The sequence below is a fragment of the Salegentibacter profundi genome (assembly GCF_054121475.1).
Genome location: NZ_JBSYGG010000005.1, coordinates 61101 through 86455 on the forward strand (window position 1 = coordinate 61101; position 25355 = coordinate 86455).

Annotated in this window: 24 protein-coding genes; 13 read left to right on the forward strand and 11 right to left on the reverse strand. The window is 42.1% G+C overall.

Features of this window, described 5'->3' with window-relative positions; genetic code table 11:
* Positions 1-46: 46 nt before the first annotated feature.
* Genes ACW6NC_RS08860 through ACW6NC_RS08870 form a run of 3 tightly spaced genes read right to left on the reverse strand, consistent with a single transcriptional unit; the run spans position 47 to position 2911 of the window.
* Positions 47-1567 carry a PH domain-containing protein gene (locus ACW6NC_RS08860; RefSeq protein WP_457865323.1) on the reverse strand — a complete coding sequence of 507 codons (1521 nt, stop codon included), beginning with the start codon at positions 1565-1567 and terminating at the stop codon, positions 47-49.
* Positions 1557-2084 (reverse strand): PH domain-containing protein, encoded by a 528-nt coding sequence (locus ACW6NC_RS08865; RefSeq protein WP_457865325.1) that lies wholly within the window; start codon positions 2082-2084, stop codon positions 1557-1559. Before ACW6NC_RS08865 ends, ACW6NC_RS08860 begins: the two co-directional genes overlap by 11 nt.
* On the reverse strand, positions 2072-2911 hold the full coding sequence (locus tag ACW6NC_RS08870) for a 1,4-dihydroxy-2-naphthoyl-CoA synthase (protein WP_457865326.1): 840 nt from the start codon (positions 2909-2911) through the stop codon (positions 2072-2074). The genes ACW6NC_RS08865 and ACW6NC_RS08870 overlap by 13 nt, the downstream gene beginning before the upstream one ends.
* Positions 2912-3024: 113 nt before the next feature.
* Between ACW6NC_RS08870 and ACW6NC_RS08875 the strand changes: the two genes are divergently transcribed.
* Entirely contained in the window at positions 3025-3507 is a 483-nt protein-coding gene (locus ACW6NC_RS08875; protein WP_457865328.1) for a hypothetical protein, read from the forward strand.
* On the opposite strand, the gene ACW6NC_RS08880 is transcribed toward ACW6NC_RS08875, so the two are convergent.
* The 5 genes from ACW6NC_RS08880 to ACW6NC_RS08900 all read right to left on the reverse strand — a co-directional run bounded on the left by ACW6NC_RS08880 (position 3504) and on the right by ACW6NC_RS08900 (position 8287).
* On the reverse strand, positions 3504-4340 hold the full coding sequence (locus tag ACW6NC_RS08880) for a CvfB family protein (RefSeq protein WP_457865330.1): 837 nt from the start codon (positions 4338-4340) through the stop codon (positions 3504-3506). The genes ACW6NC_RS08875 and ACW6NC_RS08880 overlap by 4 nt on opposite strands.
* A gap of 110 nt (positions 4341-4450) precedes the next feature.
* Entirely contained in the window at positions 4451-4795 is a 345-nt protein-coding gene (locus tag ACW6NC_RS08885; RefSeq protein WP_457865332.1) for a DUF2853 family protein, read from the reverse strand.
* Between the two features lie 67 nt (positions 4796-4862).
* On the reverse strand, positions 4863-6596 hold the full coding sequence (gene menD / locus ACW6NC_RS08890) for a 2-succinyl-5-enolpyruvyl-6-hydroxy-3-cyclohexene-1-carboxylic-acid synthase (protein ID WP_457865334.1): 1734 nt from the start codon (positions 6594-6596) through the stop codon (positions 4863-4865).
* Positions 6597-6712: 116 nt separating this feature from the next.
* Positions 6713-7867 carry a chorismate-binding protein gene (locus ACW6NC_RS08895; RefSeq protein ID WP_457865336.1) on the reverse strand — a complete coding sequence of 385 codons (1155 nt, stop codon included), beginning with the start codon at positions 7865-7867 and terminating at the stop codon, positions 6713-6715.
* A complete protein-coding gene (locus ACW6NC_RS08900) occupies positions 7868-8287 on the reverse strand; it encodes a PaaI family thioesterase (RefSeq protein ID WP_457865338.1) in 420 nt (139 codons plus the stop codon).
* A 37-nt stretch (positions 8288-8324) separates the two neighbouring features.
* Here ACW6NC_RS08900 and ACW6NC_RS08905 point away from each other — a divergent pair, with 37 nt between their 5' ends.
* Together ACW6NC_RS08905 and ACW6NC_RS08910 are read left to right on the forward strand one after the other, a co-directional pair.
* Complete coding sequence (locus tag ACW6NC_RS08905) at positions 8325-8960, forward strand: alpha/beta hydrolase (RefSeq protein ID WP_457865340.1); 636 nt, start codon at positions 8325-8327, stop codon at positions 8958-8960.
* A gap of 63 nt (positions 8961-9023) precedes the next feature.
* The gene (locus tag ACW6NC_RS08910) at positions 9024-10292 is read left to right on the forward strand and encodes an Nramp family divalent metal transporter (protein ID WP_457865342.1); all 1269 of its coding nucleotides are present in this window, start codon (positions 9024-9026) and stop codon (positions 10290-10292) included.
* Positions 10293-10539: 247 nt separating this feature from the next.
* On the opposite strand, the gene dnaK is transcribed toward ACW6NC_RS08910, so the two are convergent.
* A complete protein-coding gene (gene dnaK / locus ACW6NC_RS08915) occupies positions 10540-12474 on the reverse strand; it encodes a molecular chaperone DnaK (RefSeq protein ID WP_457865343.1) in 1935 nt (644 codons plus the stop codon).
* Between the two features lie 206 nt (positions 12475-12680).
* Between dnaK and ACW6NC_RS08920 the strand changes: the two genes are divergently transcribed.
* The 4 genes from ACW6NC_RS08920 (at position 12681) to ACW6NC_RS08935 (ending at position 17166) form a co-directional block, all read left to right on the forward strand.
* Positions 12681-14114: an L-serine ammonia-lyase gene (locus ACW6NC_RS08920; protein ID WP_457865345.1), complete on the forward strand. Its 1434-nt coding sequence runs from the start codon at positions 12681-12683 to the stop codon at positions 14112-14114.
* 102 nt (positions 14115-14216) lie between these two features.
* Positions 14217-14894 (forward strand): CPBP family glutamic-type intramembrane protease, encoded by a 678-nt coding sequence (locus tag ACW6NC_RS08925; protein ID WP_457865347.1) that lies wholly within the window; start codon positions 14217-14219, stop codon positions 14892-14894.
* 66 nt (positions 14895-14960) lie between these two features.
* Positions 14961-15965: an alcohol dehydrogenase gene (locus tag ACW6NC_RS08930; RefSeq protein WP_457865349.1), complete on the forward strand. Its 1005-nt coding sequence runs from the start codon at positions 14961-14963 to the stop codon at positions 15963-15965.
* Positions 15966-16200: 235 nt separating this feature from the next.
* The gene (locus ACW6NC_RS08935) at positions 16201-17166 is read left to right on the forward strand and encodes a formylglycine-generating enzyme family protein (RefSeq protein WP_457865351.1); all 966 of its coding nucleotides are present in this window, start codon (positions 16201-16203) and stop codon (positions 17164-17166) included.
* On the opposite strand, the gene ACW6NC_RS08940 is transcribed toward ACW6NC_RS08935, so the two are convergent.
* Complete coding sequence (locus ACW6NC_RS08940; RefSeq protein ID WP_457865353.1) at positions 17163-17624, reverse strand: nuclear transport factor 2 family protein; 462 nt, start codon at positions 17622-17624, stop codon at positions 17163-17165. The two genes, ACW6NC_RS08935 and ACW6NC_RS08940, sit on opposite strands and share 4 nt — an antisense overlap.
* A 65-nt stretch (positions 17625-17689) precedes the next feature.
* Here ACW6NC_RS08940 and ACW6NC_RS08945 point away from each other — a divergent pair, with 65 nt between their 5' ends.
* The 3 genes from ACW6NC_RS08945 to ACW6NC_RS08955 all read left to right on the forward strand — a co-directional run bounded on the left by ACW6NC_RS08945 (position 17690) and on the right by ACW6NC_RS08955 (position 20455).
* On the forward strand, positions 17690-18820 hold the full coding sequence (locus ACW6NC_RS08945; RefSeq protein WP_457865355.1) for a glycoside hydrolase family 18 protein: 1131 nt from the start codon (positions 17690-17692) through the stop codon (positions 18818-18820).
* A gap of 61 nt (positions 18821-18881) precedes the next feature.
* Complete coding sequence (panB, locus tag ACW6NC_RS08950; protein WP_457865357.1) at positions 18882-19700, forward strand: 3-methyl-2-oxobutanoate hydroxymethyltransferase; 819 nt, start codon at positions 18882-18884, stop codon at positions 19698-19700.
* 47 nt (positions 19701-19747) lie between these two features.
* Complete coding sequence (locus ACW6NC_RS08955) at positions 19748-20455, forward strand: RluA family pseudouridine synthase (RefSeq protein WP_457865359.1); 708 nt, start codon at positions 19748-19750, stop codon at positions 20453-20455.
* A gap of 26 nt (positions 20456-20481) precedes the next feature.
* Here ACW6NC_RS08955 and ACW6NC_RS08960 read toward each other — a convergent pair whose 3' ends face one another.
* Positions 20482-22029: a hypothetical protein gene (locus ACW6NC_RS08960; RefSeq protein WP_457865361.1), complete on the reverse strand. Its 1548-nt coding sequence runs from the start codon at positions 22027-22029 to the stop codon at positions 20482-20484.
* A 147-nt stretch (positions 22030-22176) separates the two neighbouring features.
* On the opposite strand from ACW6NC_RS08960, the gene ACW6NC_RS08965 reads away from it, so the two are divergent.
* Genes ACW6NC_RS08965 through leuD form a run of 3 tightly spaced genes read left to right on the forward strand, consistent with a single transcriptional unit; the run spans position 22177 to position 25347 of the window.
* Positions 22177-23349, forward strand: coding sequence for a 2-isopropylmalate synthase (locus ACW6NC_RS08965; protein ID WP_457865362.1), 1173 nt, complete (start codon positions 22177-22179; stop codon positions 23347-23349).
* Entirely contained in the window at positions 23349-24731 is a 1383-nt protein-coding gene (leuC, locus tag ACW6NC_RS08970) for a 3-isopropylmalate dehydratase large subunit (RefSeq protein WP_457865364.1), read from the forward strand. Before ACW6NC_RS08965 ends, leuC begins: the two co-directional genes overlap by 1 nt.
* Position 24732: 1 nt before the next feature.
* Positions 24733-25347 carry a 3-isopropylmalate dehydratase small subunit gene (leuD, locus tag ACW6NC_RS08975; protein ID WP_457865365.1) on the forward strand — a complete coding sequence of 205 codons (615 nt, stop codon included), beginning with the start codon at positions 24733-24735 and terminating at the stop codon, positions 25345-25347.
* Positions 25348-25355: the final 8 nt, after the last annotated feature.

A 25355-nucleotide genomic window follows, 5' to 3' on the forward strand; every position in this document is an offset into this window, starting at 1 on the left:
ACGGTTTTTTTAAATCCGTGGCTTTTTTAATCGGTACCTGAATTTCTTACATCCAGTTTTTAGGACTAGCTTCTGCTTTATACAAAACGTAATTGACATACGGCACAATGGCCTTAGTCACGGCATTAAAGCTAAGATCTCCCCCGGCAGTATGAAATACGACATTTACCAGATTTCTGCGACGATACCAGATCGGTTGTTTTACACTGATCGATTGGATTTTGTATAGTTCCAGGGTTTCTTCAGTCTTATTCCAGAAACCCGTTTTCTTTGCAAGGAATTCCTCGGTAAAGATAAGTTTTCGAGCCTTGAATGCCAGAAATAGTATACCTACCCCCGCCAAAATATATAAGCCTGACAGGGTCATCACCGCCCAGGATGCTAAGGGTATAAAACTCGAAAAATACCAAAAAGCCAGAAATACCCCAAGTGGCAATAGCAGCAGTGAGATTTTCCGAAATAACAATAATTTATGCGGGCAAAAGCTCGTTTGAAAGCTGGATTTAGAAGATTCAGGATACAGGAAATATTTTATTTTCGCAACGATATCTTTTCTCAATCCTGGGATCTTTATTTTATTTTTCTGAAGTTCATTCTCGCTGCTGGATAAAGAAATCTGGGCCTCATAGAGATTTAATCGCTGCTGCACCGGATTTGTTTTTACGCGCATCAACTGAAGCCTCCTGGGCTGTAGCGAAACCTTAGTATTGGTGCGCAGTCCCATTTCAACCTCAATTTTATCCTTATTCTGCTGAATTTTTAACCCGTAATACTTAATGAACACTTCAATAATCGTAATGCTGATACTCAGGACCAGCAGCAGTACAAAAAGGATGGCTAAAAACCCTATGGATTGCATTACCCCTGAAAACTGAGAGACATAGACCTCCATATCCTCCATCCGGTCTTTGAAATAGGTATTTATCCTATTGTAAATAGTCATTACAAAAGCGAAGATCAAAGACAAGCCTCGTAGATAATTGGTGCTGATTCCAATTTTCAATAAGGTAGGTATTCCAACTTTATGGGTCCAGACTTCCTGGTTTTCCCTTTCTGAAACAGGTTCTTCACTCAGTTGCTCTGCCTGGGATTTTTCAGATTTCGCCTTTAGAAGGATTTCTGAAAGCCTGTTGGCATCCTCCCTGGAGATAGCCTTTATTTCCACTTCTTTTTTATTGCTTCCAGCGGTATCTATGACCAGGCTATACACCCCTATTAGCCGCTGTAGCACCGAGCGTTTAAAATAAACCTGCTGAATTTTGTCAAAGGGAATCGCGGCATTCTCCGAGGCGAAAACCCCTTTTTCCAAAATAAATTCCTCCCGCTTATAATCTATATAGAAAATAAACCTCCGGTAATACAGGTAACTATAGACCATGGTTAAAACCCCTATTACCAGCACACCCAATCCCGCATAAATAAGCGTGCTTTTACTCGGGTTACTAATTAATAGATAGGCCCCCAGGGCCCAAAACATTCTAAACAATTTATAGATACTGGAAAGGTAAATGAGAAGAATTCCTACTGCGGATTGGTGCTGAGTGGTACTATAGGGATTAGAATTCATCACTGGAAATCTTTACCGCAATAGCTTCTTTTAAACGGAGTGCCATTTCCGGGGCTAAACCGGGAATGACAATATCGCTCCCGCTTCCACCTGCGGTAAAAATATTAAGACTGGAAATATTTAAAACCTTATCCCAAATACCCCTGGAGATAGAAGCGTGTTGCACCCTGTTAAAGGGGATTACAGTTGTTTTACTGAATAAAAATCCTCGTTTATAAATGATATCCTTTTCCCTTAGGGCATAACCCAGGCTTTGAAGCAATTTATAATTGTTCCAAAACCTCAAGAGAAAAACAATTAATATAAGGATAAAGATAAGACCTGGCCGGAACGTGCCCGGTTGAAAAAACCAGAATAATCCTAGTGCGATAAAAAGGATGAGCATCAAAATACCTGTCTGAATATTCATTTTCACAAGGTACTTCGAGGAAACCGAAGACAAAGCTACTGTTTCATATTTGGGTAAGGAAGCCAGGTCTATTTGCTGGTTGCTAAAATCTTTGGTTATGGGATCCATTTTTTATCGAAATTAGGTTTTCTTTTTTCCAGAAAAGCGTCTCGACCTTCTTTGGCTTCATCGGTCATATAAGCCAGGCGGGTCACTTCTCCGGCAAACACCTGCTGGCCTACCATTCCATCATCGGTCATGTTCATGGCGAATTTCAACATTTTTATGGAAGTTGGTGATTTGGCCATAATTTCCTGAGCCCATTGGTAAGCCGTATCCTCAAGTTCATTATGGGGAATTACCGCGTTTACCATCCCCATCTCATAGGCTTGTTGGGCTGAATAATTCCTCCCAAGGAAAAAGATCTCCCGGGCCTTTTTCTGTCCTACCATCTTGGCGAGGTAGGCTGAACCATACCCGGCATCAAAACTCGTTACATCGGCATCGGTTTGCTTGAAAATAGCATGTTCCTTACTGGCAAGGGTAAGATCACAAACTACATGGAGGCTATGTCCACCCCCTACTGCCCAGCCGGGAACCACACAAATTACCGCCTTAGGCATAAATCGAATTAAGCGTTGAACCTCCAGGATATTCAGGCGATGGTATCCGTCTTCTCCGACATATCCCTGGTGTCCGCGCGCTTTCTGATCACCTCCACTACAGAATGCCCATTTCCCGTCTTTCGGGGATGGTCCTTCAGCAGAGAGCAACACCACCCCTATTGCGGTGTCTTCATGTGCATCATGAAAGGCATCCAGTAATTCACTGGTGGTCTTTGGTCTGAAGGCATTTCTAACCTCCGGACGATTAAATGCTATACGGGCTACGCCATTTGCTTTCTTATAGGTGATATCCTCATAGGTTTTCACTGTTTTCCAGTCTATCTTGCTCATAATTTCTATTTTAATGTAAAAATAAGATTTTTTGATGCTTCCGGTGAAATTAATAATTTAAAGGAAAGTCGCTAGATTTGCATTATTTTTGAAGTCATATCAAAAAATCCAAGATGAAGTTCCGATTACTATTTCTTTTTTTCTTCTTTTGTATCACCTCAGGGCTTGTTGCTCAGGAATTTGAAACCTGGAATGCCGCCGATTTTGATCTAAGCCGAAAGGATCTCAATCGAGGTTTGGGAGATTTTGATTTCGGGTTTGAAAAATCCAATTTTAATTTACCCAGCGGAAAATTCCTCAATGTAGATAAAAATAAAAGGAACGCCGTTGACATCGTCGCACTGATCGATGAAAAAAATAACTACCAGCAACGCACGGTTGATATTGGTTCTCCTCTGCCTAAAAAAGAAAGAAAGGATTTTGAATTTACCAATCAAACCGGGTTGTACAGGCGGGCTGAAGTAGAAAACGATGCACTTAATTCAAACCCCTATTATCGCAACCAACGCATTTATCAAAACGCACTTCATAATTCAGGTTTGAGAAGCATGTATGGACGCAGGCCACTGTATTCCCCTTACGGGAGGTATTACTAAGAATCCCTTAAATAGATACCATCCTGAGTGATGTCTATTTTTCGTTGCTTATAAAGGTTCCCTGCAGCGCGTTTATAGCTTTTTTTACTCATTCCCAGAATATTTTGTATCATGGCAGGATCGGCTTTATCCGTGAGCTTTAAATGGCCATTATTTGCAGCAAGTTCATCGAGGATGCGTTGCGCATTGGGTTCAATACTTCTGTATCCTGGTCGTTGAAGCATCACATCGATCTTTCCGTCCGGCCTGGTTTTCTTTATAAAGCCTTTCATTTGATCCCCCACATTGAGCGGCTGGAAAATCTCATCATTATAGATGAGCCCCAGATGAATTTCATTGATGATTACGTTATATCCCAGATCGGATTTGTTGCTAATAATTAGATCCACTTCCTCAAAAGGTTCCACCGTTAATTCGGAATTATCAAGAAAAGCATGAACTTTGCTTGAAGCCACAAGACGATCGGTTTCTTCATCCAAATAACAAAAGATCAAATATCGCCCGCCCTTTTTCATCGGATAGGCCTGTTCCTTGAAAGGCACGAACAAATGTTTCTCCAATCCCCAGTCCAGGAAGGCTCCAAATTCATTTACTTCCACGCATTTTAAAAAGGCAAATTCGTCAAGTTTCACCAGGGGATTTAAAGTAGTGGCCACAGGGCGCTCCTGGTGGTCCAGGTAAACGAATACCTCAAGGGTTCCACCTATTTCCCAGGTTTGAGGAATGTATTTATTCGGTAGTAAAACCTCATCACCTTCTTCACTGGTAAGAAAAAGTCCCGGCTCGGTTTCCCGGTCTATCGTAAGGCTGTGATATTGACCAATTGTCAGCATACTAAAAATTTAAAATGCAAAGATACTTTTTAATTATCGGCTTTCCCTAAAAAACAGAAAATCCGCCAATTGTGACCAAAAAGCGGATTCTCAAATTATTAATTCTCTTCTTATTTATACACGTTTTCTTTCTTGAAATACCTGGTAAGCAGGTAATAGACCACCGCACGATACTTATTACGGTTCGATTTTCCATATTTTTCCATTACTGCATTAAGACCTACATCAAGCTTTTCATCGTCTTTAAGTCCTAGTTTCTTGATTAAAAAATTCCTTTTTACGGTATCCATTTCAGATTCCGAGGAACTTGAAACGGTTTCCGCATCACTTCTGAAGATACTTGGACCTAATTCTTCGGTTACTTTTCTAAGGAGATCCACATCAGGCTCTTCTCCAACTTTTTCCTTTACATCCTGAATATACTTCCCGACTTTTTCTTCTGTTTTAGTTGCCATACTTAATATTTTTTGGTTAATACCCCTAAAATTAGCAAAAACAGGACGCTATGCCGAAAATCAAATCTTAAGATTTCATAAAATTGAAGTATTCGAGCAAGACCTCATCATTGAGCTTTCGGGGAGTGAAAATTTCCAAAAGCTTAGGTCTTTCCGAAGGCTCAAAAAAGTTTTGCATTTCCTTTTTGATATCCTGGGAATCTTCGGCAAAAGCATACTCCAATCCATAATGTTCACAAACCGATCTGGCCTTGAGCTGATGTACCGTTTCGAAATAGGTATCGAAATTTTCGGTATTCTTATTTCCCGGAAGAATTCTGAATATACCTCCACCCTGGTTATTCAACACAATTATCCTGAAATTACCTGGCAAATAATTATTCCAAAGCGCATTACTGTCATAGAAAAAGCTTAAATCCCCTACGATCAAAAGTGTGGGGTCTTCAGAGACACAGGCGGCCCCGGCCGCTGTGGAAACACTGCCATCAATTCCGCTGGTACCACGGTTACAAAATATTGGTAAACTTTCTTTCCACTGGAATAACTGGGCATAACGGATAATGGAACTATTCCCCAGCTGTAGCATGTAATTTTCAGGTACTTCCGGTGCTACCATTTGCATTGCCATTAGATCGGAATAGGGTATCTCATCCATGTACTGCTCGTGCCTTTCCTGGCGTTTCTTCCAAATATTTTTCCAGAAATTTCCATAATCGCTTTTCTGGTGCTTTACCAAAGGAAGAAAATGGCCTAAAAAAGAATTCACATCGGTTTCGAAATGTTTATTCAGACAGAAAAAGGTATTGTAAGCTTTTTTATCATCAATATGCCAATGTTGTTGGGGCTGATATTTTCTTAGAAGGGCCTTGATTTTTTTCGATACGATCATTCCCCCAAAAGTAAGCAGGATCTCAGGCTGGAGTCTCCGGAAGAGCTGATCCGGATCTTCTTCTCTTTCAATTGGTCCAATGACGGTATCAATTCTGGTTATAAAATCGGGGTGATGCAAATTTGAAGTGGTTTCAGTAAAAAAGATGACCGAGTCATCTTTAGCTAGTTCTTCCAGAAATCGCTGTTCCACTGCATTGGGTTGGGCCACCCCCACAATCACCATCTTTCGCTTTGCCTTATTCCAGATATCAGCATATGCGGCTAATTGTTTCTCAGAATAAGTGCGTTCTTTCCGCTCAGGAAGAATTTGGAGGGGATTCACCTTCACATTTTCCACAAGATCATATAAGGGCTCATAAAACGGTACATTGATATGGACGGGACCTTTCCCTTCAATCGCCTTATTCAGGGCCAGGTTTATCTCTCTTTCGTTGTGTTTCTGCGCTTCAAATTGTTTCTGCTGAAGTTTAGGATCGTTGGAGCTCTGGTCTAACACCAATTCTGAGTGTAAATTCGCTGAATAAAGAATATGATTTTCAAAAACATTTTTCTGCCGTATGGTTTGCCCATCCCCTATATCAATACGTTCGACCGGTCGGTCTGCGGAAATGATCACCAGCGGAATATCACTGTAAAATGCCTCTGCGATGGCCGGATAATAATTCAGTAATGCTGATCCGGAACTGCAAACCAAGGCCACAGGTTGTTGGAGTTGTTGCGCCATTCCCAGGGCAAAAAATGCTGCCGATCGCTCATCTACTATACTGTAGGGCTTAATTTCAGGATGATGAGTGAATCCCAGGGTAAGGGGAGCATTTCGCGAACCCGGGGAGATTACTACATGATGAATATCTTTAGCCACACAAAGCGCTACAACCGAGCGGGCAACAGGAATTTTGGAGTATTTCACAAATATATATTTTGAAAAGTGTCACCCTGGATTTAACCAGGGCAGGCTACTTGGATTGTGTAATTTTTGTTGAAGACCTTTAGTTTGTCTTCCAAAATTACAATTTTCCGGCGGAATTATTTAACTAAAACCGCCTTGATGGTCTGGGCTTTATTTTGGGTTTCTTCGAACTCCCTTACCGGATCGGAATCTTTGGTAATTCCACCACCTACAAAGATCTCAGCTTCGTCATCCTCCATCTTCATACAGCGTAAATTCACAAACAAGGAGGTCATAGGGCTTATACTTGCATAAGCCTGGTTTTCCTGATTGCGTCGGTTGGAGCTTCGTTTAATCTCCTTTTTAAAATTCAGTTCACCCAGAAACCCAGTGTAGAACTCGCGATCGTAGTTTTCGTTATTCAATATAAATTCCCTTGCCTGTTCACGAGGCATCCCACAAACGGCAGGAGTGGGATGTAAGGCCGCTATCAGCGCCTTTAAATTGGAAGTGCCTGGTTGAATTTCACCCTGGATATCAGTGCGCAGGTGCAGGAGATTTCCGGCTCTCTTTGTATAGGCCTCAGAGCGGTCTGTTTTTCCGGTAGTTACCGCTTTGACGTTTTCCAGGATATAATCGGCCACGATCTGCTGTTCCTTAATTTCCTTCTTTCCCCAACTTACATCGGTAACCCCTTTAAAGGATTGAGTCCCGGCAAGGGCCATCGTTTGAAACTTATTCCTTTGCACTTTTAATAAGGTTTCCGGAGTAGCACCCAGCCAGGTATCGGTTTTAGGATGAAACCAGAGGTAAACAAAGGCATCTTTATATTTTTTAAGCAAGTCCTTAAAAATCTCGAGGGGACCCAGTTGCGTTTCTACCTCCTCCTTTCTGGAAAGTACAACCTTCTCAAAGACCCCCTCCTTTATGGCGTCTATGCCTCTTTGTACTAAATTTTCATGAATGGTCTTTTCCTTTTGAACAAATTGTTCCGGAGGGAATTCAGTCCCCTCCTTTTCCAGGGCCTTTTCATGGTCTATGAAACCAGAATATTCCGTTTGGAGGAATTCCGCCTTGTCTTGCTCAATGATATAAATGGGCAAGCCTCTTTCAAAGGGCGCGAAAATAAATCCACTTTCTGTGAAATCACTGACTAGGTTTTCCGAGGTATCTTCCTGCAACAGGGCGGTGGTCATCTCCCTGCCCGATCCCGGATCATGCCAGGCAACAAATGGCTTTCCCTGTTGTAATTGTTCTTTAAGCCTACTAAAAAAATCTTCTGCATTCATCATTTACTTATTTTTTGGTAAAGCGATCGTGGTGAGTTTTACAAGAGAAATCAGGTTATCCTGTTGATCGGTTATCCTTATTTCCCAGAGTTGCGTGGTACGGCCCTTATGAAGAACGCTTGCTTTGGCATACACGAAACCCTCAGAGATACTCTTTAAATGGTTAGCCGAAATCTCTATGCCTCGAACGAAGTAATCTTCTGTATTCAAAAATACGTAACTGGCCATACTCCCTACACTTTCGGCCAAAGCGACACTGGCACCCCCATGCAGCACACCATCGGGCTGATGCACCTTTGAGGTTACCGGCATTTTCGCCACAAGATAATTATCTCCAACTTCAGTAAATTCAATATCAAGGGTTTCCATCAAGGTGTTTTTACATACTTTTCTGGAAAGCGCTAAAATTTCTTCTTGGGTCATCACAATAAGATTGGTTACTTTGTAAAAATACGTAAAAATGAGCAGTGAGAAACAGGTTTCCTACCAAAGCATTAACACCTATGAGGTGTTGAATACCTTTACTCCAAAGACCAGAAACGTGTGGGTGGTTTGCCACGGAATTGGTTACTTAAGCAGGTATTTCCTGAAATACTTCCGACACCTGAATTCAGAGGAGAATTATTTCATCGCGCCTCAGGCACCCTCTAAATATTATCTCAACGGAAAGTATACCCACGTGGGGGCTTCCTGGTTAACCCGGGAAAACACTGAATTAGAAATCGAAAACCTAATGAATTATCTCGATGAAATTTATAAAGCAGAGCACCTGGAAAATGCTCCGAATCTACTTCTTTTTGGTTATTCCCAGGGTGTTTCCGTTGTGACCAGGTGGGTAGCCAGAAGAAAAATTGCCTGTAACCAGCTCATTATGCATTCAGGAAGGGTGCCTGCGGAATTGAAGGCAAAAGAATTCTCCTTCTTGAAAGACGCTAAATTCCATTTCATCTATGGAGAACAGGATGAATTCCTAAACCAGGAGATTATTAAAAAGGAAGAGAATCACCTAAAGGCTGTATTTCCAAGAAATTTGGAGATTCGGGTCTTCCAGGGTGGGCATGAGGTCAACAGAAAAATCCTCACAGAATTTGTTTAAATTGTGGAATTTTAATTATAAAATTGCTTTGGTATAAAGAACTGCTCAAGGCTCAAATACACCATGAAACTTAAAACCGCTTCAAAAAAATCTATTTTAAAAAATATCGGCCCTGGATTTTTATTAGCTGGAGCGGCTATTGGGGTTTCTCATTTAGTACAGGCCACCCGAGCGGGAGCCGATTACGGGTTTATTTTAATCTGGGCTTTGATCCTTGCCTGCATTTCCAAATATCCGTTCCTGGAATTCGGTCCGCGTTATGCGGCAGCCACAGGACAGCATCTTATTTCGGGCTATAAACGCCTGGGTAAATTCCCCTACTGGATCTATATTATCATAACTTTTGGTAGTATGTTCATCATCCAGGCCGCGGTTACCATAGTCTCCGCCGGGTTGGCTGAGCGACTGTTCTCCCTGGGATGGTCTCCGTTTCTCTGGAGCCTTAGCATTTTGGGGGCTAGTATCGCACTGCTTTTAATCGGAAAATATCCCGGTCTTGATAAAAGTATGAAGTTTATCGTGAGCTTGCTTACCCTGGCGACCTTGCTGGCTGTAATTATGGCTTTTGGCGCAGGAACCTTGAAAACCGTTCAAAACGCAACAGGGCCCTCCATCTGGACAACCGCCAGCTTTGGTTTTATCATTGCCTTTATGGGCTGGATGCCAATCCCGCTCGATGCTTCGGTATGGCATTCAATCTGGACCCGGGAAAAGGCGATTCAAAGCAAAGAGAAAACTTCGGTTAAAGGAGCTTTCGCCGATTTCAATGTAGGTTATCTGGCTGCTGCATTTATAGGTTTATTGTTCTTCCTACTGGGAGTCTTAGTGATGTTTGGCAGTGGGTCTTCTTTTTCAGGAAATAGCGTAGAATTCTCCAGTCAGCTTGTCGCACTCTATGGGAAAACACTGGGCTCCTGGAGTAAACCCCTGATTTCATTTGCTGCCTTTATCACTATGCTGAGTACGGTAATCACTGTCACCGATGCCTTTCCACGGGTAATCTCAGAATTAAAAAATCCTGAAAAAAACACCCCGGAGGACAGAAGGCAAAAATGGAAGATCTATAGCTGGGCCATTTTTGTTATCCCGCTTTTTTCGCTCTCCATATTATTTTTCCTTTCAGGTTCCTTTACCCTTCTAGTAGATTTCGCCGCCGGACTTTCATTTCTCTCGGCACCATTTTTAGCCTGGTTTAATTACAGACTTGTTACTGGAAAACAAATGCCCAAAAAATACCGCCCGGGTAAAAATTACAGGATCTTCAGCCTGGTGTGCTTCTGGTTTCTGGTGCTGTTCAATTTAGGATATCTCTATTACAGAATCCTTATGTAGGGTAACAACTTGCGGCTTTAAAATAATTGATATTTATAGCTATAGATTCGCCAATTAAGGAATGCTTTATTATAATTTAAAAAGCGCCCACCGATAATCTCGATGATGACGCTTTTCATAAAAAAATCCTTGCAGACCTGATGATCTGCAAGGATTATTATTATTTGATTTGTGAAACCGACCTTAGTCGGATTAAGCGGTCGATTTATTTTCAATGGACTGGGTCCTTTGAAAATAGCCCTCTGGCTTACTTCACTTCTTCAAAATCTACATCTTCAACATCGTCTCCTCCTTTGGAGTCTCCTCCTCCGGCTTGACCACCTTGAGCTCCCGCGCCAGGACCTCCTTGAGGACCTCCGGCCTGGCCGCCCTGGGCTTCCGCCTGTGCTTTGTACATCTCTTCAGATGCGGTTTTCCAGGCTTCATTGATCTTATCCAATGCAGGTTGAATAGTTTCAACTTCCTTGGTTTCATAGGCTTTCTTCAGTTCTTCCAAAGCTTCTTCGATAGGCTTTTTCTTTTCATCCGAAAGTTTGTCACCAAATTCCTTAAGTTGTTTTTCGGTCTGGAAGATCATAGCATCAGCCTCATTGAGCTTATCTACTTTCTCCTTGGCCTTTTTATCGGTTTCAGCGTTAGCCTCGGCTTCCTGCTTCATCTTTTCGATTTCCTCTTCGGTAAGACCTGAAGAAGCTTCAATTCGAATATCCTGAGATTTTCCGGTAGCCTTGTCGGTTGCACTTACTTTAATAATACCATTGGCATCGATATCAAAAGTCACTTCAATTTGAGGTGTTCCTCTTGGAGCTGGTGGAATTCCGTCTAAGTGGAATCTACCAATGGTCTTGTTATCGGCTGCCATCGGACGCTCTCCCTGTAACACGTGAATTTCTACTGAAGGCTGGTTATCGGCAGCGGTAGAGAAAGTCTGTGATTTCTTTGTAGGGATCGTGGTATTGGCCTCGATAAGTTTAGTGTTCACACCACCCATTGTTTCAATACCAAGGGAAAGTGGGGTCACATCTAAAAGCAATACATCTTTTACATCTCCGGTTAACACTCCACCCTGGATCGCGGCACCAATGGCCACAACCTCATCAGGGTTTACTCCTTTAGAAGGTTTCTTTCCGAAGAAAGCTTCTACTTCCTGTTGTATTTTAGGAATACGAGTTGAACCACCAACAAGAATTACCTCGTCAATATCGCTTTTGGAAAGCCCTGCATCATCTAAGGCTTTTTTCACCGGGTTCATAGAACGCTTCACCAATTCATCAGCAAGTTGCTCGAATTTAGAACGGGTAAGGGTTTCTACAAGGTGTTTTGGTCCACTCGAAGTAGCCGTTACATAAGGGAGATTGACCTCGGTTTGAGAAGAAGATGAAAGCTCGATCTTAGCTTTTTCTGCGGCTTCCTTCAAACGCTGAAGTGCCATAGGATCCTTTCTTAGATCGATATCTTCTGCTTTTTGAAAGGTGTCAGCAAGATAATCTATGATCACCTCATCAAAATCGTCACCTCCCAAGTGAGTATCTCCGTTGGTAGATAATACTTCAAAAACCCCGTCACCTAACTCAAGGATGGAGATATCAAAAGTACCACCACCAAGGTCATAAACAGCAATTTTCTGATCCTGTGATTTTTTATCTAATCCATAAGCAAGTGCTGCAGCGGTTGGCTCATTAATGATTCGCTGAACTTTAAGTCCGGCGATCTCCCCAGCCTCTTTTGTAGCCTGACGCTGAGAATCATTAAAATAAGCCGGCACAGTAATCACCGCTTCGGTTACATCTTGTCCCAGATAGTCTTCAGCAGTTTTCTTCATTTTCTGAAGGATCATTGCTGAAAGTTCCTGTGGTGTATATTTTCTTCCATCTATATCTACACGTGGAGTATCATTATCTCCTTTTATCACTTTATAAGGAACTCTTCCAGCTTCTTTAGAAGACTCAGAATATTTGTTCCCCATAAACCGTTTGATAGATGCTACAGTTTTTTCAGGGTTGGTTACAGCCTGACGCTTTGCAGGATCTCCTACTTTTATTTCGCCGCCTTCCACAAAGGCAATTACAGAAGGCGTAGTTCTCTTACCTTCGGCATTAGGTATCACCGTTGGCTCATTACCTTCCATTACGGCAACGCACGAGTTGGTAGTACCTAAGTCAATTCCAATTATTTTACTCATAACTTTATACGTTGAATTTTACTAGATTCTTTTTTAGTTCGCTGTGTTAAAGTCAATCATTATGCCAGCGGAAAACTTCTGACAGGTTGTCACATTATCCTGGAAGGCTTGTCAATTGCGTGTTACGAAATCGTTTTAAACTTTCTGTTATATACTATGCTTTAGCCTGACAAATCCTTATTTTTGCATTCAAATATGAGCTCTGAATGCGAAAAATTGAATGTATAAGTGTTTTTGATATGCTGAAGGTGGGCGTTGGCCCATCTAGCTCGCATACGCTTGGCCCCTGGCGGGCTGCCCAGCGATTTATCGCTGAATTAAAGAAAAAAGATTATTTCGATCAGGTGGAATCGCTCCATATAGATCTTTATGGATCACTTTCTTTAACAGGAAAAGGTCACGCTACAGATACTGCCACACTTTTAGGGCTATTAGGGCATGACCCGGTCACTATGGAAATCGGTATTATAGATAGCGAGATCGATAAAATCCGCCAGCATGGGGAATTACTGCTCAACGGGGAAAAATCAGTTCCTTTTAATCTTGAAGCGGACATAAAATTCAACCGTAAGTTCCTCGAATTCCATCCAAACGGAATGATTTTTAGAGCCGGGCTTTCCAGTGGTAAGAAATATTCTTCTTCCTTCTATTCCATCGGTGGTGGATTTGTAGTAAAAAAGGAACGCAAGAATGCCAGCCAAAAGATGCAGAACTTTTTGGAATTTCCCTATCCCATAGAAAAAGCCAGGGAATTATTACAATATTGTAAAGAACAAAACAAGAGCATTTCAGAAATAGTCCTGGAAAATGAAAGGTCACTACGAAGTGATCAGGAAATAGATCAGGGACTGCGCCAGGTATGGAATGTGATGTTGGAGTCCATGTACATCGGTTGTCATACCGAAGGCACGCTTCCGGGAGGCCTTAACGTAAAACGCCGTGCCTATGAGATGCACCAACGTCTTATAGGAGACCAGCAATACTCCAATCAGGATGAATGGATAAGCGCCATTAGAAGAACGGAGGTTAAGTTCAGGGAGATCCTTAAATGGGTTAGTTGCTTTGCTTTCAGTGTCAATGAAGTTAATGCTTCCCTGGGCAGGGTAGTTACTGCACCGACCAATGGTAGTTCGGGAACGCTTCCTGCGGTGATGATGTATTATATGGTCATTGAAAATCACCAGGCTACTTTTAAAGAACTTAAGCGTTTTATGCTTGTTGCTGGAGAAATTGGCAGCCTCTTTAAAAAAGGAGCTACTATTTCCGCAGCTATGGGTGGATGTCAGGCAGAAATTGGAGTTTCCTCTGCAATGGCCGCCGCGGGATTAACAGATCTATTGGGAGGTACGCCCGAACAATCGCTTATGGCCGCCGAAATCGCCATGGAACATCATCTTGGCCTGACCTGTGATCCTATTGCCGGGCTGGTACAGGTCCCATGTATTGAAAGGAATTCAATGGGAGCCATCAAAGCCATTAACGCCGCAGAAATAGCACTGGAAAGCGATGCCAGTAAAGCAAAGGTCCCCCTGGATAAGGTGATTGAAACCATGTGGGACACCGCAAAGGATATGAACTCCAAATACAAAGAAACCTCTAAGGGGGGGCTCGCAGTGAAAGTGAATTTGAGTGATTGTTAGCCCTTCCACCGGGAAAGACGATACCTATTTAAGTGCATAAGGCCGAAATTATTGGAAAATTTGCCCGAAATTGCAGTGATAATTAAAATTAAAAGCTAAATCTTGCAGTTACTGAAGCTCTCCCCTAAAACCAGGAACCTTTTCCGTAATTACTGGTTAATGTTGGGATCTTATTTTTTATTCTTTTTCCTGTTAGGTTTCATCAGTTCGGTAATTCCTTCGATAGATCTGGAAAAATACCAGCAAACCGAACTGTTTAATTTCATGAATGAAAGTCCGCTGGCCTTCGTTATTATGGCCGTGGTGATCGCTCCAGTTCTGGAGGAAAGTCTTTTTCGGAGCCTGATAAAACCAAGCCTTACCGAAATCTATATATTCTTTTGTGCGGTGTTAAGTTTTATCGCTTTGGGCTTTATTCCCCCAGAGGCCAATGCAGTCCTGAAATACAGCCTGGTAGTTCTTTCTGCCTTTCTTCTTTTTTTGTTTTTTTCTTCCTTAAGGCCAGCAAGGGTTTTGAGAAAATTAAGAGTCTTTCTTTACCGTAATTATATAAGCTTTTGGTTTATTACTGCCGGTCTTTTCGGATTGGTACACATATGGAATTACATTGAAGGTTGGCAGATTGACCTTATTCTTTTCATATTAATATTTCCCCGGATCATTGCTGGATATTTCTTTGGTAAAATAAAGGTGGAAAATCAAAGCCTTATCTGGCCGATCTTCCTCCACGCGATGAACAATGCCGTTGTAGTTTTCTTTCTCTTACCCCGCCTAGTTTAATTTAACAAAGGCTTAAATATTATTCCCTATCTCATTTTGTAACTTAACGACTAAACAAAATAAGTCATGAAAGCTGCACAAATTAAAGAAAAGGGAGGGGATTTTATCATTGTAGATATAGATAAACCTTCTCCAAAGGAAAATGAAGTTCTGATCAAAGTTGAGGCTTGTGGCATCTGCCATAGTGATGCTTTTGTAAAAGATGGAATATTTCCTGGAATTCAGTATCCACGAGTTCCCGGGCATGAAGTCGTAGGGACTGTGGAACAGGTAGGAGAAAAAGTTAAAAACTGGAAAAAAGGCCAGCGAGTCGGTGTGGGTTGGCATGGGGGACACTGCTTTGAATGCGAACCCTGTCGTCGCGGAGATTTTATCAGCTGTGAAAATGCCCAGATCAGCGGAATATCATATGATGGTGGTTACGCCCAATACATGTGCGCTCCCAAAGAGGCGCTTGCAGCCATTCCGGATGCCCTATCCTCTGCCGAGGCTGCCCCACTACTTTGTGCCGGAATCACGGTTTTTAATGCCCTTAGAAATTCAGGAATCAAACCAGGGGACCTGGTAGCTGTACAGGGAATTGGCGGCCTTGGCCATCTGGCTATACAATATGCTTCTAAGATGGGAATGAAAACCGTGGCAATTTCTACAAGCGACAGTAAGAAGGATTTGGCAGAAGAACTCGGAGCTCACCATTTTATCAATACCGATCAAACAGATCCTGCAAAGGAGTTACAAAAGCTGGGAGGCGCAAAATTAATCCTGGCCACCGCACCATATAGTAAGGCGATAACTTCAGTTGTTGGAGGCCTTGGGATTGATGGAAAGTTACTTATGGTAGCTGCAACCGGCGATCCGATTGAGGTATCGCCCATGGAACTGCTGATGGGGAGAAAATCAGTGGCAGGATGGCCCAGTGGCACCGCGATGGACTCTGAGGACACCCTTAATTTCAGTGCACTTACCAACTCCAGGCCAAAAATCGAAGAATTCCCACTGGATAAAGCCAATGAAGCCTATGAGCGAATGATCAATAACAAAGCCCGCTTCCGGGTGGTACTAAAACCCTAAGCTTTGGCCAGATCAGTGAAGTCGGGACTTTTATTACCCTAAAAAAATCCCGACTTCCGATCACATTAATCACAGAGATACCTCAGCATATGCTTTCTTTTAAAAGAATATAACCGGAATTTCCACCTCCTTTAATCTTTCTTATCTTAGCCGAAAATTTGCGGCTATGATCCCCTTATCAAAATTTCCATTCTTCTTACTCCCTCTCCTATTGTTTTTTACCGCTTGCAAAAACATGGAATCGGACAATGAAAACAAAGAAGTCTCCCTTGCTGCCAAGGAGAAGCCTCAGAGTTTTCACCAGAAAATGATGTCGGAGATTGAAAGCATTCAAGTTAGAAGGGATTCTGCCTCAACTAAGGGGATGATAAAAGTTCCGGGAGGCACTTATACCATGGGAGGAAATTCCCAGCAAGCCCGACAGGATGAGTTTCCGCAGCACCAGGAAACTATTGAGGACCTATGGGTTGATCAAACCGAAGTTACCAATGCCCAATTCCGGGAGTTTATTGAAGCCACAGGCTACATCACTACAGCGGAACGGGAATTTGAAGTTAAGGGTGAAACCTATCCACCGGGAGCACTGGTTTTTGACCCTGACAAGCCTCAGGCATGGTGGAAATTTATGGAAGGTGCCTCCTGGAAGCATCCTGAAGGACCTCAAAGCAGCATCCAAGGTAAGGACGACCTTCCTGTAGTCCAGATCTCCTGGTACGATGCGATGGCCTATGCCAAGTGGGCTGGAAAACGATTGCCCACAGAGGCAGAGTTTGAATACCTGGCCAGAGGCGGTAAAGAGAACCAGGTCTACCACTGGGGCGATGATTTTTCAAAAGCTAAGGATTATGTGAATTTTCATCAGGGAAACTTCCCTGATTTCAATTCCCAGGATGATAATTTCGAAAAAGCTTCTCCGGTTAAAAGCTTTCCGGCCAACGCTTTCGGACTTTATGATATTGCTGGAAATACCTGGGAATGGTGCCTGGATACCTACTACCCTAACGCCTATAGCAAAATAGAAAACCGAACTGATGGATATTTCAAGGAGTATTTTAACCCCGAACAACATAAAGTGATCCGGGGCGGTTCCTTTCTTTGTAGTGAATCTTACTGTACTGGTTATCGCAACGCTGCCAGGATGAGCTCTACCCCAGATAGCAGCCTGGAACACCTTGGCTTCCGCTGTGTGAAAGACATCTAATTCTCCTGGCAACCTGTTTTCTTTCGAGTATCTACCAGGTAAATAATCTTCCACTGATCTTCAACCTTCATAAGTTGAAAAGAATTAACCCCACAATGGCTGAATTTTTCATTGAGATAAAAAGAATAGGGCGTGGAAACATGAGCCATTTCTCCATAAATCGATATCTCAAAATCCTGAAGCTTTTCTTCAAAAGTGGTGGTTTCGGCAATTTTACCAATACCTTGTAAAAACCCGGAATAAGAATCAGTGGTGAGTTTGGTGACACCTCCTTTAGAAACCGATATGCTTTGCAAAACAATATCAGGGTGAGCGAAACTTCTGAGCTTTACTGTATCCTGTAGATGAAAAGCTTCAAAGAAGCTTTCAATGAGCATCCTGAGATTTTCTTTTTTTGTATTTTGGCTCAAGACTGCCTGGCTCATCAGTAAAAAACCTATTAGAAATAATTTCTTCATTGGTAAAGATATAATTAAAAGCTAATTTAGTAATTTGAATGTATATACGTAATGCTTTAAATATTATGCAAAAAACTACCACAAGCATTCTTTTTCTATTATTGATGTGTATTTGTACTCCATGGCAGATATACCCGCAGGAAAAGACCAACAAAAAAATTATAGGCTATATTGTTGGACACAATGTAGACGATAAGTTCGCGGAGATTTCAGCGCAAAAACTCACCCATATTAATTACGCCTTTGCAAATATCAAAAACGGAAAGATCATTGAGGGCGACCCAAAGGATACACAACGCCTGAAAAAGATCAACAGTCTAAAAGAAAAGAATCCTGATTTAAAAGTCCTGATTTCCGTAGGTGGATGGTCCTGGTCCGGAGGCTTTTCAGAAGCAGTTGCTACTAAAGCTGCAAGAGAGCGCTTTGCCAACAGCGGAATTTCTTTTCTTCAAAAACACCAAATTGACGGGATCGATTTAGACTGGGAATACCCCGGTCAACCAGGGGCGGGAAACCCACATTCCCCTGAGGATAAACAAAATTTCACATCGATCTTAAAGCTTTTCAGAAAAAAATTGGATTCTCTGGGAAAAATAGACCGGACCAATTATCTGCTGACCATTGCCACGGCCGCGAACCAGAATTATCTTGATCACGTCGAATTGAATAAAATTCATCCCTTCCTGGACTTTATAAATATTATGACTTATGATTATCAGGGAGGCTGGAACGATTCCACATCACATCATACCAATTTGTACGAATCAAAAACAGATCCTGAACCTTACAAGCAGAGTACGAAAATTGCCGTTGAAGAACATCTGGCTACAGGAGTCCCCCGAGAAAAAATCATTGTAGGGGTCGCTTTTTATGGAAGAGGCTGGCATGAGACAGAGAATAAGAATTTTGGATTACATCAAAAATCTCACGGAAATAGCTTCACTATCAATTATCGCGAATTAAAGGATAGTTTAAAAAGCGGGAAGTATAAACGCCATTGGGATCAAGCGGCCAAAGCGCCATTTCTTTGGAGTGAAGCTACCAGAACATTTATCACTTATGACGATGTAGCTTCCATCAGGGAGAAAGCTAAATTTATCGAAGAAAATGGTCTAGGTGGTGCCATGTTTTGGCAATATCACGGAGATGACGGGGAATTACTTAGCACCCTCTACCAGGAACTTAAAAAACAATAAAACGACCGCTATTATCTTATGACCACTCGTTTTTGTACTTTTACCTTCCAAAATTAAAAATATGTCTGTTGCAAAGAAGGAGTATAAAAGGGTTACTACTAAATCCCTGGTAGATATGAAACAAAATGGCGAGAAGATCGCCATGCTCACCGCCTACGATTATTCTATGGCAAAAATAGTTGATGGGGCCGGAATCGATGTGATTCTGGTAGGTGATTCGGCCAGCAACGTGATGGCTGGACACGAGACTACCCTCCCGATAACCCTGGATCAGATGATCTACCATGCACAAAGTGTGATCAGGGCTATTCATCGAGCATTAGTGGTGGTTGATCTTCCCTTTGGAAGTTATCAAAGCGATCCCAAGGAAGCCCTTAGATCCGCCATACGGATTATGAAAGAAAGTGGGGCACACGCAGTAAAATTAGAAGGAGGAAAGGAAATCAAGGAATCGCTTAAACGAATTCTTCACGCCGGGATTCCAGTGATGGGACATTTAGGGCTAACTCCGCAGTCTATTTATAAATTCGGTACTTATACCGTCCGAGCCAAAGAGGAAGCGGAAGCCGAAAAATTAAAATCCGATGCAAAACTACTTGAAAAGATCGGGTGTTTTGCCATAGTACTTGAAAAGGTGCCTGCCAAATTGGCCAAGGAAGTTGCCCAAAGTATCAGCATTCCAGTAATTGGTATCGGTGCAGGAAATGGCGTGGATGGCCAGGTATTGGTAGTTCACGATATGCTGGGAATGACCCACGAATTCAACCCGCGTTTTTTAAGACGATACGCCGATCTTCATGCTGATATGACCAAAGCTTTCGAAAATTACCGGGATGATGTGAAGAATAGGGATTTTCCTTCTGACCAGGAACAGTATTAATCTAATAGACGCTCCATTGCAGCAGGTAGCTGAGTTAAAGTTTTCGCTTGGAAAAAATCCTTTCAAATAAAAATAACCTTCAGGTACTTTACCAGGACAATCACATTATCGTGGTAAACAAACGCCCCGGAGATATTGTCCAGGGCGACAAAACCGGTGACAAGCCTCTTAGTGAAGTGGTAAAAGCCTACCTTAAGGAAGAACACAATAAACCCGGAAACGTATATCTTGGAGTAGTCCACCGGTTGGACCGGCCTACCAGCGGAATCGTGGTTTTTGCAAAAACCTCCAAGGCTTTGCCCCGACTCAATAAACTTTTTCAGAAGAAAGAGGCTAAGAAAACCTATTGGGCCGTGGTAAAGAATAAGCCTGCAAAACCGACTGAGACCTTAACCCATTTCCTAAAACGAAACCCTAAACAAAATAAATCTTATCCCCACACAAGGGAAGTACCTGGGAGTAAAAAAGCCATTCTCCATTACCGGGTGATCAAAAAACTTGATCATTATTACCTGCTGGAAGTGGATTTAGAAACTGGCAGGCATCATCAGATCCGCAGCCAGTTATCAGCCATCGGCAGTCCAATTAAAGGCGATCTTAAATACGGCTTCGATCGCAGTAACAAAGATGCAAGCATCCACTTACATGCCAGGGAAATAAGCTTTATACACCCGGTAAAAAAAGAGGTGATTCATTTGGTAGCCCCTTTGCCAGAAAAAGATCCTATTTGGCAAAGCATCGCCGCTGATTTTTGAAAAACCGGATCATTAGCAAAAGTTTTTCAAGACCGGCCTCTATGGGATAATTTCCTTGAAATCACCTCAGCCACCGGCCTGTTTTCTATCTTGCTTTCCAGCCAGGAGATTATATCTAAATATAAAAAGGCACGACGTTCGTAGGGATGAGTTTCATATTGCTTTAAGGTATCGTGTAAACGGCGAAATTCATCTTTGATATCCAGGGGAGAAACATCCGGTAAATGTCTCAGGAAACGAATCATTTCTTTCTGTACCTCGTGCAGGTCATCCATCTTAATGAGAAACTTATAGGTGGATTTGATGAGACTTTCCAAATGGTAATCCATCCCGGCCTCATAATGAGCCACAAGGTTTAGAATTCTGGAAAAACACATCAGATCCTCGCGCATCTCAAGAGATTTATTATCGATGATCTTTTTAAGAAACAAAATGCATTGCTTATTATCTCCATTCCCGAAATACAGACAGGCTATCTTATAATAGAATACCATTATATGGTGTTCATCTATACGCCCTTTATATTTTTTGATCTTTTTCTGTATCTTCCCTACCAGCTCTTCTCCATTGGCAAACTCTCCCTTCATAAAGCGTAAATTCAATTTATTGGAGTACAGGTATAGAAAGGATAGCGCCTTAATATTATCATCATCCGGAATTTTAGGATCCTTAAGGGTAGCCTCCATTTTTTTTAATACTTTCTCAAACAACCTCACATGATTCAGGTAAAAAAGCGACTCCAACAAGTAATGGTTCCCTTTTATATAAGAAACTGGATGTAAGGACACCAGATGTGGATATTCATTAAAGAGGTCTATCCATTTCATCGAGTAGCGGTAACAGGCTAAAAAATCCTGGGTGATAAAGCTAAACCATAAGTGTGCTTTATAAAGCCAGAGCTTCTCGTGAAAACCCAATTCCTTGAAGGAATATTCCGGGATGTTCTCATGGAAATAGCTTCTGATAGTAGCAGCTTCTCCCTGGGTCCTGGCATAGCCCATTTTCAGAAATATTCCGTAGAGTTGTAATGATAGGTTTGATAATTTAGCATTCAACTGGGTCCGTGCACTGAGATCTTCGGTTTGTTGAATCAATAGCTCAGCTCGGTTTCGTATACTCCTGGTGATGTATTGTGATTCTATGATCTTTTCCAGCTCAAGGATCTCATAGGCCAGGCTTTTTTCCTCGTAATGTAAAGCAGTAGTTTTGGTTTTATCAAGGAGTTTGAGAGCCTGGTTATATAAACCTTTTCTATAAAGTATATAGGCAAAATCCAGTTGTTCCCTGATTTGAACGGGCACCGTTTGATTTGCAGGATTAAGTCTTAAACTCACCAGGATCTGTTTGTATAAATGTGCTTTTACATTGGAAAGCTGCTGCTTACTGATCCTGGTTTTCTGTAATATTTCATTTTCATTATACTTCTTCATCTTGGTCATCACCTTAAATAAATTCAAAAATTTACTATCGGTGTTCACTCCAATTCTGCCTACGTATAAAGAAAATTGACGCTTTTCAGAGGGCGAAAGTGACTTAATTAACGAAAACAAATTATCGGTCAATTCATTAGTCATTGTAACAAGTAGGTTTATAAAGTGCTGTAAATCAGTTACATTACAGCCTATCATTAGTTTTTAATTATCGTAATACTCGTCCAGAAAACAATTTAAGGGCAGGCTAAAACTATACTTTAGTTAAAGATAAAGCAAAATAAATCTCTTATGAGCACAGAAAAGGTAGAAATTTTTGACACGACGTTACGAGACGGAGAGCAGGTTCCAGGATGTAAATTGAACACCAGCCAAAAACTCAAAATCGCTGAGCGCCTTGATGAGCTGGGAGTAGATGTTATTGAGGCGGGGTTTCCTGTTTCCAGTCCTGGTGACTTTCAATCGGTTAATGAAATCTCTAAGCTGGCAAAGAATGCTGCCGTATGTGGACTCACCCGTGCTGTAAAAAAAGATATTGAGGTTGCAGCCGAAGCTTTAAAATATGCAAAAAAACCGCGTATTCATACCGGGATCGGTACTTCAGATTCTCATATTAAATATAAATTCAATTCAACCAGGGAAGAAATTATTACGCGTGGGGTAGCCGCGGTTAAATACGCCAAGAATTTTGTAGATGATGTTGAATTTTATGCAGAAGACGCAGGAAGAACTGATAATGAATTTCTTGCCCGGGTGTGTACCGAGATGATCAAAGCCGGTGCAACAGTGCTAAACATTCCAGACACCACAGGATACTGTCTACCGGAAGAATATGGGAGAAAAATTAAGTATTTAAAGGATAATGTAAAAGATATTGATAAGGTAAGGCTTTCCTGCCATTGCCATAACGATCTTGGACTAGCTACGGCAAACGCTATTGCGGGAGTCATGAACGGAGCCCGCCAAATCGAATGTACCATAAATGGCATTGGTGAGCGTGCCGGAAATACCGCACTTGAAGAGGTTGTCATGATCTTAAGACAGCATCCTACCTTAAATTTAAACACTCAAATAGATCCAAAATTTCTTTTTGATACCAGTTGTATGGTCTCCCGGGAAATGGGAATGCTAGTTCAGCCAAACAAGGCTATAGTAGGGGCCAACGCCTTTGCCCATAGCTCCGGAATACACCAGGACGGGGTGATTAAAAACCGTGAAACCTACGAAATTATAGATCCAGCTGAAGTCGGGGTAACGGAATCGGCCATTGTGCTAACCGCAAGAAGCGGAAGAGCAGCTTTAGCCTATAAAGCTAAGAAAATGGGATACGATTTGACCAAACTTCAATTGGATACGGTATATCACGAGTTCCTGAATTATGCAGATTCCAGAAGATGTGTGGAGGACAATGACATCCATGAAATCATGGAGATATCAGAAAGAAAAATCAGAGCGATAGCCTAATGAAGAAAACATTATTTGATAAAATCTGGGATAGCCACGTGGTAGAATCCATACCCGACGGACCGGATATTTTATACATCGATAAGCACCTGATCCACGAAGTTACCAGTCCACAAGCCTTTAATGAGTTGAAGGAACGTGAGATTCCGGTATTTCGACCGGATCAGATAGTGGCCACGGCAGACCATAATACGCCTACTGAAAACCAGCATCTACCGGTTAAGGATCTGTTGTCAAGAAAACAGCTTAAAGAATTGACCCAAAATTGCGAGGAAAACAATATAACCCTTTACGGCCTGGGACATCCCTATAACGGGATAGTTCACGTAATGGCTCCGGAACTTGGGATTACCCAACCGGGCATGACGATGGTTTGCGGAGATAGTCACACCTCGACCCACGGTGCCTTTGGTACAATTGCCTTTGGAATCGGCACCAGTCAGGTTTCCCAGGCATTTGCCAGCCAGTGTCTGCTGGTTGAAAAGCCTAAGAAATTACGCGTCAATGTCAATGGGAAACTCAAAAAAGGTGTGTTACCCAAAGATGTGATTCTCTATATTATCAGCAAACTGGGCACAAATTCAGGTACCGGTTATTTTTGTGAGTATGCCGGAAATGTTTTTGAAGAGATGTCCATGGAGGGCCGGATGACCGTGTGTAATATGAGTATAGAGATGGGGGCTCGTGGGGGCTTGATCGCACCTGACCAAACGACTTTCCAATATGTAAAAGGAAAAGAATTCGCTCCAAAAGGACAGGATTTCGACGCGCTAAAAGCTTATTGGGAAACGCTAAAAACCGATGAAGGTGCGACCTTCGACCAGGAATACTCCTTTGATGCAGAAGATATTGAACCAATGATCACCTATGGGACAAACCCCGGAATGGGCATTAAGATTACCGAATCCATACCGACAGAAGGTAGCAAAAGCGATGCAAAAGCCTTGGCTTATATGGGCTTTAACCCTGGTGAATCTTTACTTGACAAGACCATTAACTGGATTTTCATCGGGAGTTGTACCAATTCCCGTATTGAAGACTTCAGGCAGGCCGCCTCTTATATAAAGGGTAAACAGAAAGCGGGGAATGTTAATGCGCTTATCGTACCGGGTTCTCGCCAGGTTTCCGCTCAGATAGAAGCCGAAGGATTACGTGAAATATTTGAAGATGCCGGCTTCAGGTTAAGACAACCAGGTTGCTCGGCCTGTTTGGCTATGAACGATGATAAAATTCCTGCAGGAGAATATTGCGTGTCGACCAGTAACAGAAATTTCGAAGGAAGACAGGGCCAGGGTTCGAGAACCATCCTAGCAAGCCCTTTAACGGCAGCAGCTACGGCTATTTCCGGTAAAATAACCGACTTTACAAAACATCTAAATTAAAATGGAAAAGTTTATCACATTAACCGATACGGCGGTTCCTTTAGAAATAGAAAACATTGATACCGACCAGATAATTCCAGCCCGGTTTTTAAAAGCAACGGATAAAGCTGGATTTGGAGAGAACCTGTTTCGAGACTGGCGATATGATAAAAACAACGAGAAAAATCCAGATTTTGCTTTAAACAAACCAGAATATAAAGGATCCATTCTTGTGGCGGGAGATAATTTCGGTTGTGGTTCCAGCCGGGAACATGCTGCCTGGGCTATTAAAGCTTACGGATTTACCGTCGTTGTTTCCAGTTATTTTGCGGATATCTTCAAGGGAAATGCGCTCAATAATGGTTTGCTTCCAGTTCAGGTTAGTCCGGAATTTCTGCAGCAGCTCTTTACGGAAATATATAAGGATCCGACGGTAAAAATAAAGGTTGACCTGGAGGCTCAGACCATCGGAATCCCCGAGCGAGAAATTTCAGAGGCCTTTGAAATAGATCCTTATAAGAAAACCTGTATGATCAATGGATTTGACGATATAGATTTTTTGGTAAGCAAACTCGATGCGATCAAAAAATTTGAAAAAGAACACGCTCCGAAATTAAAAACCCACACACTTATCTAGCTTTTTAA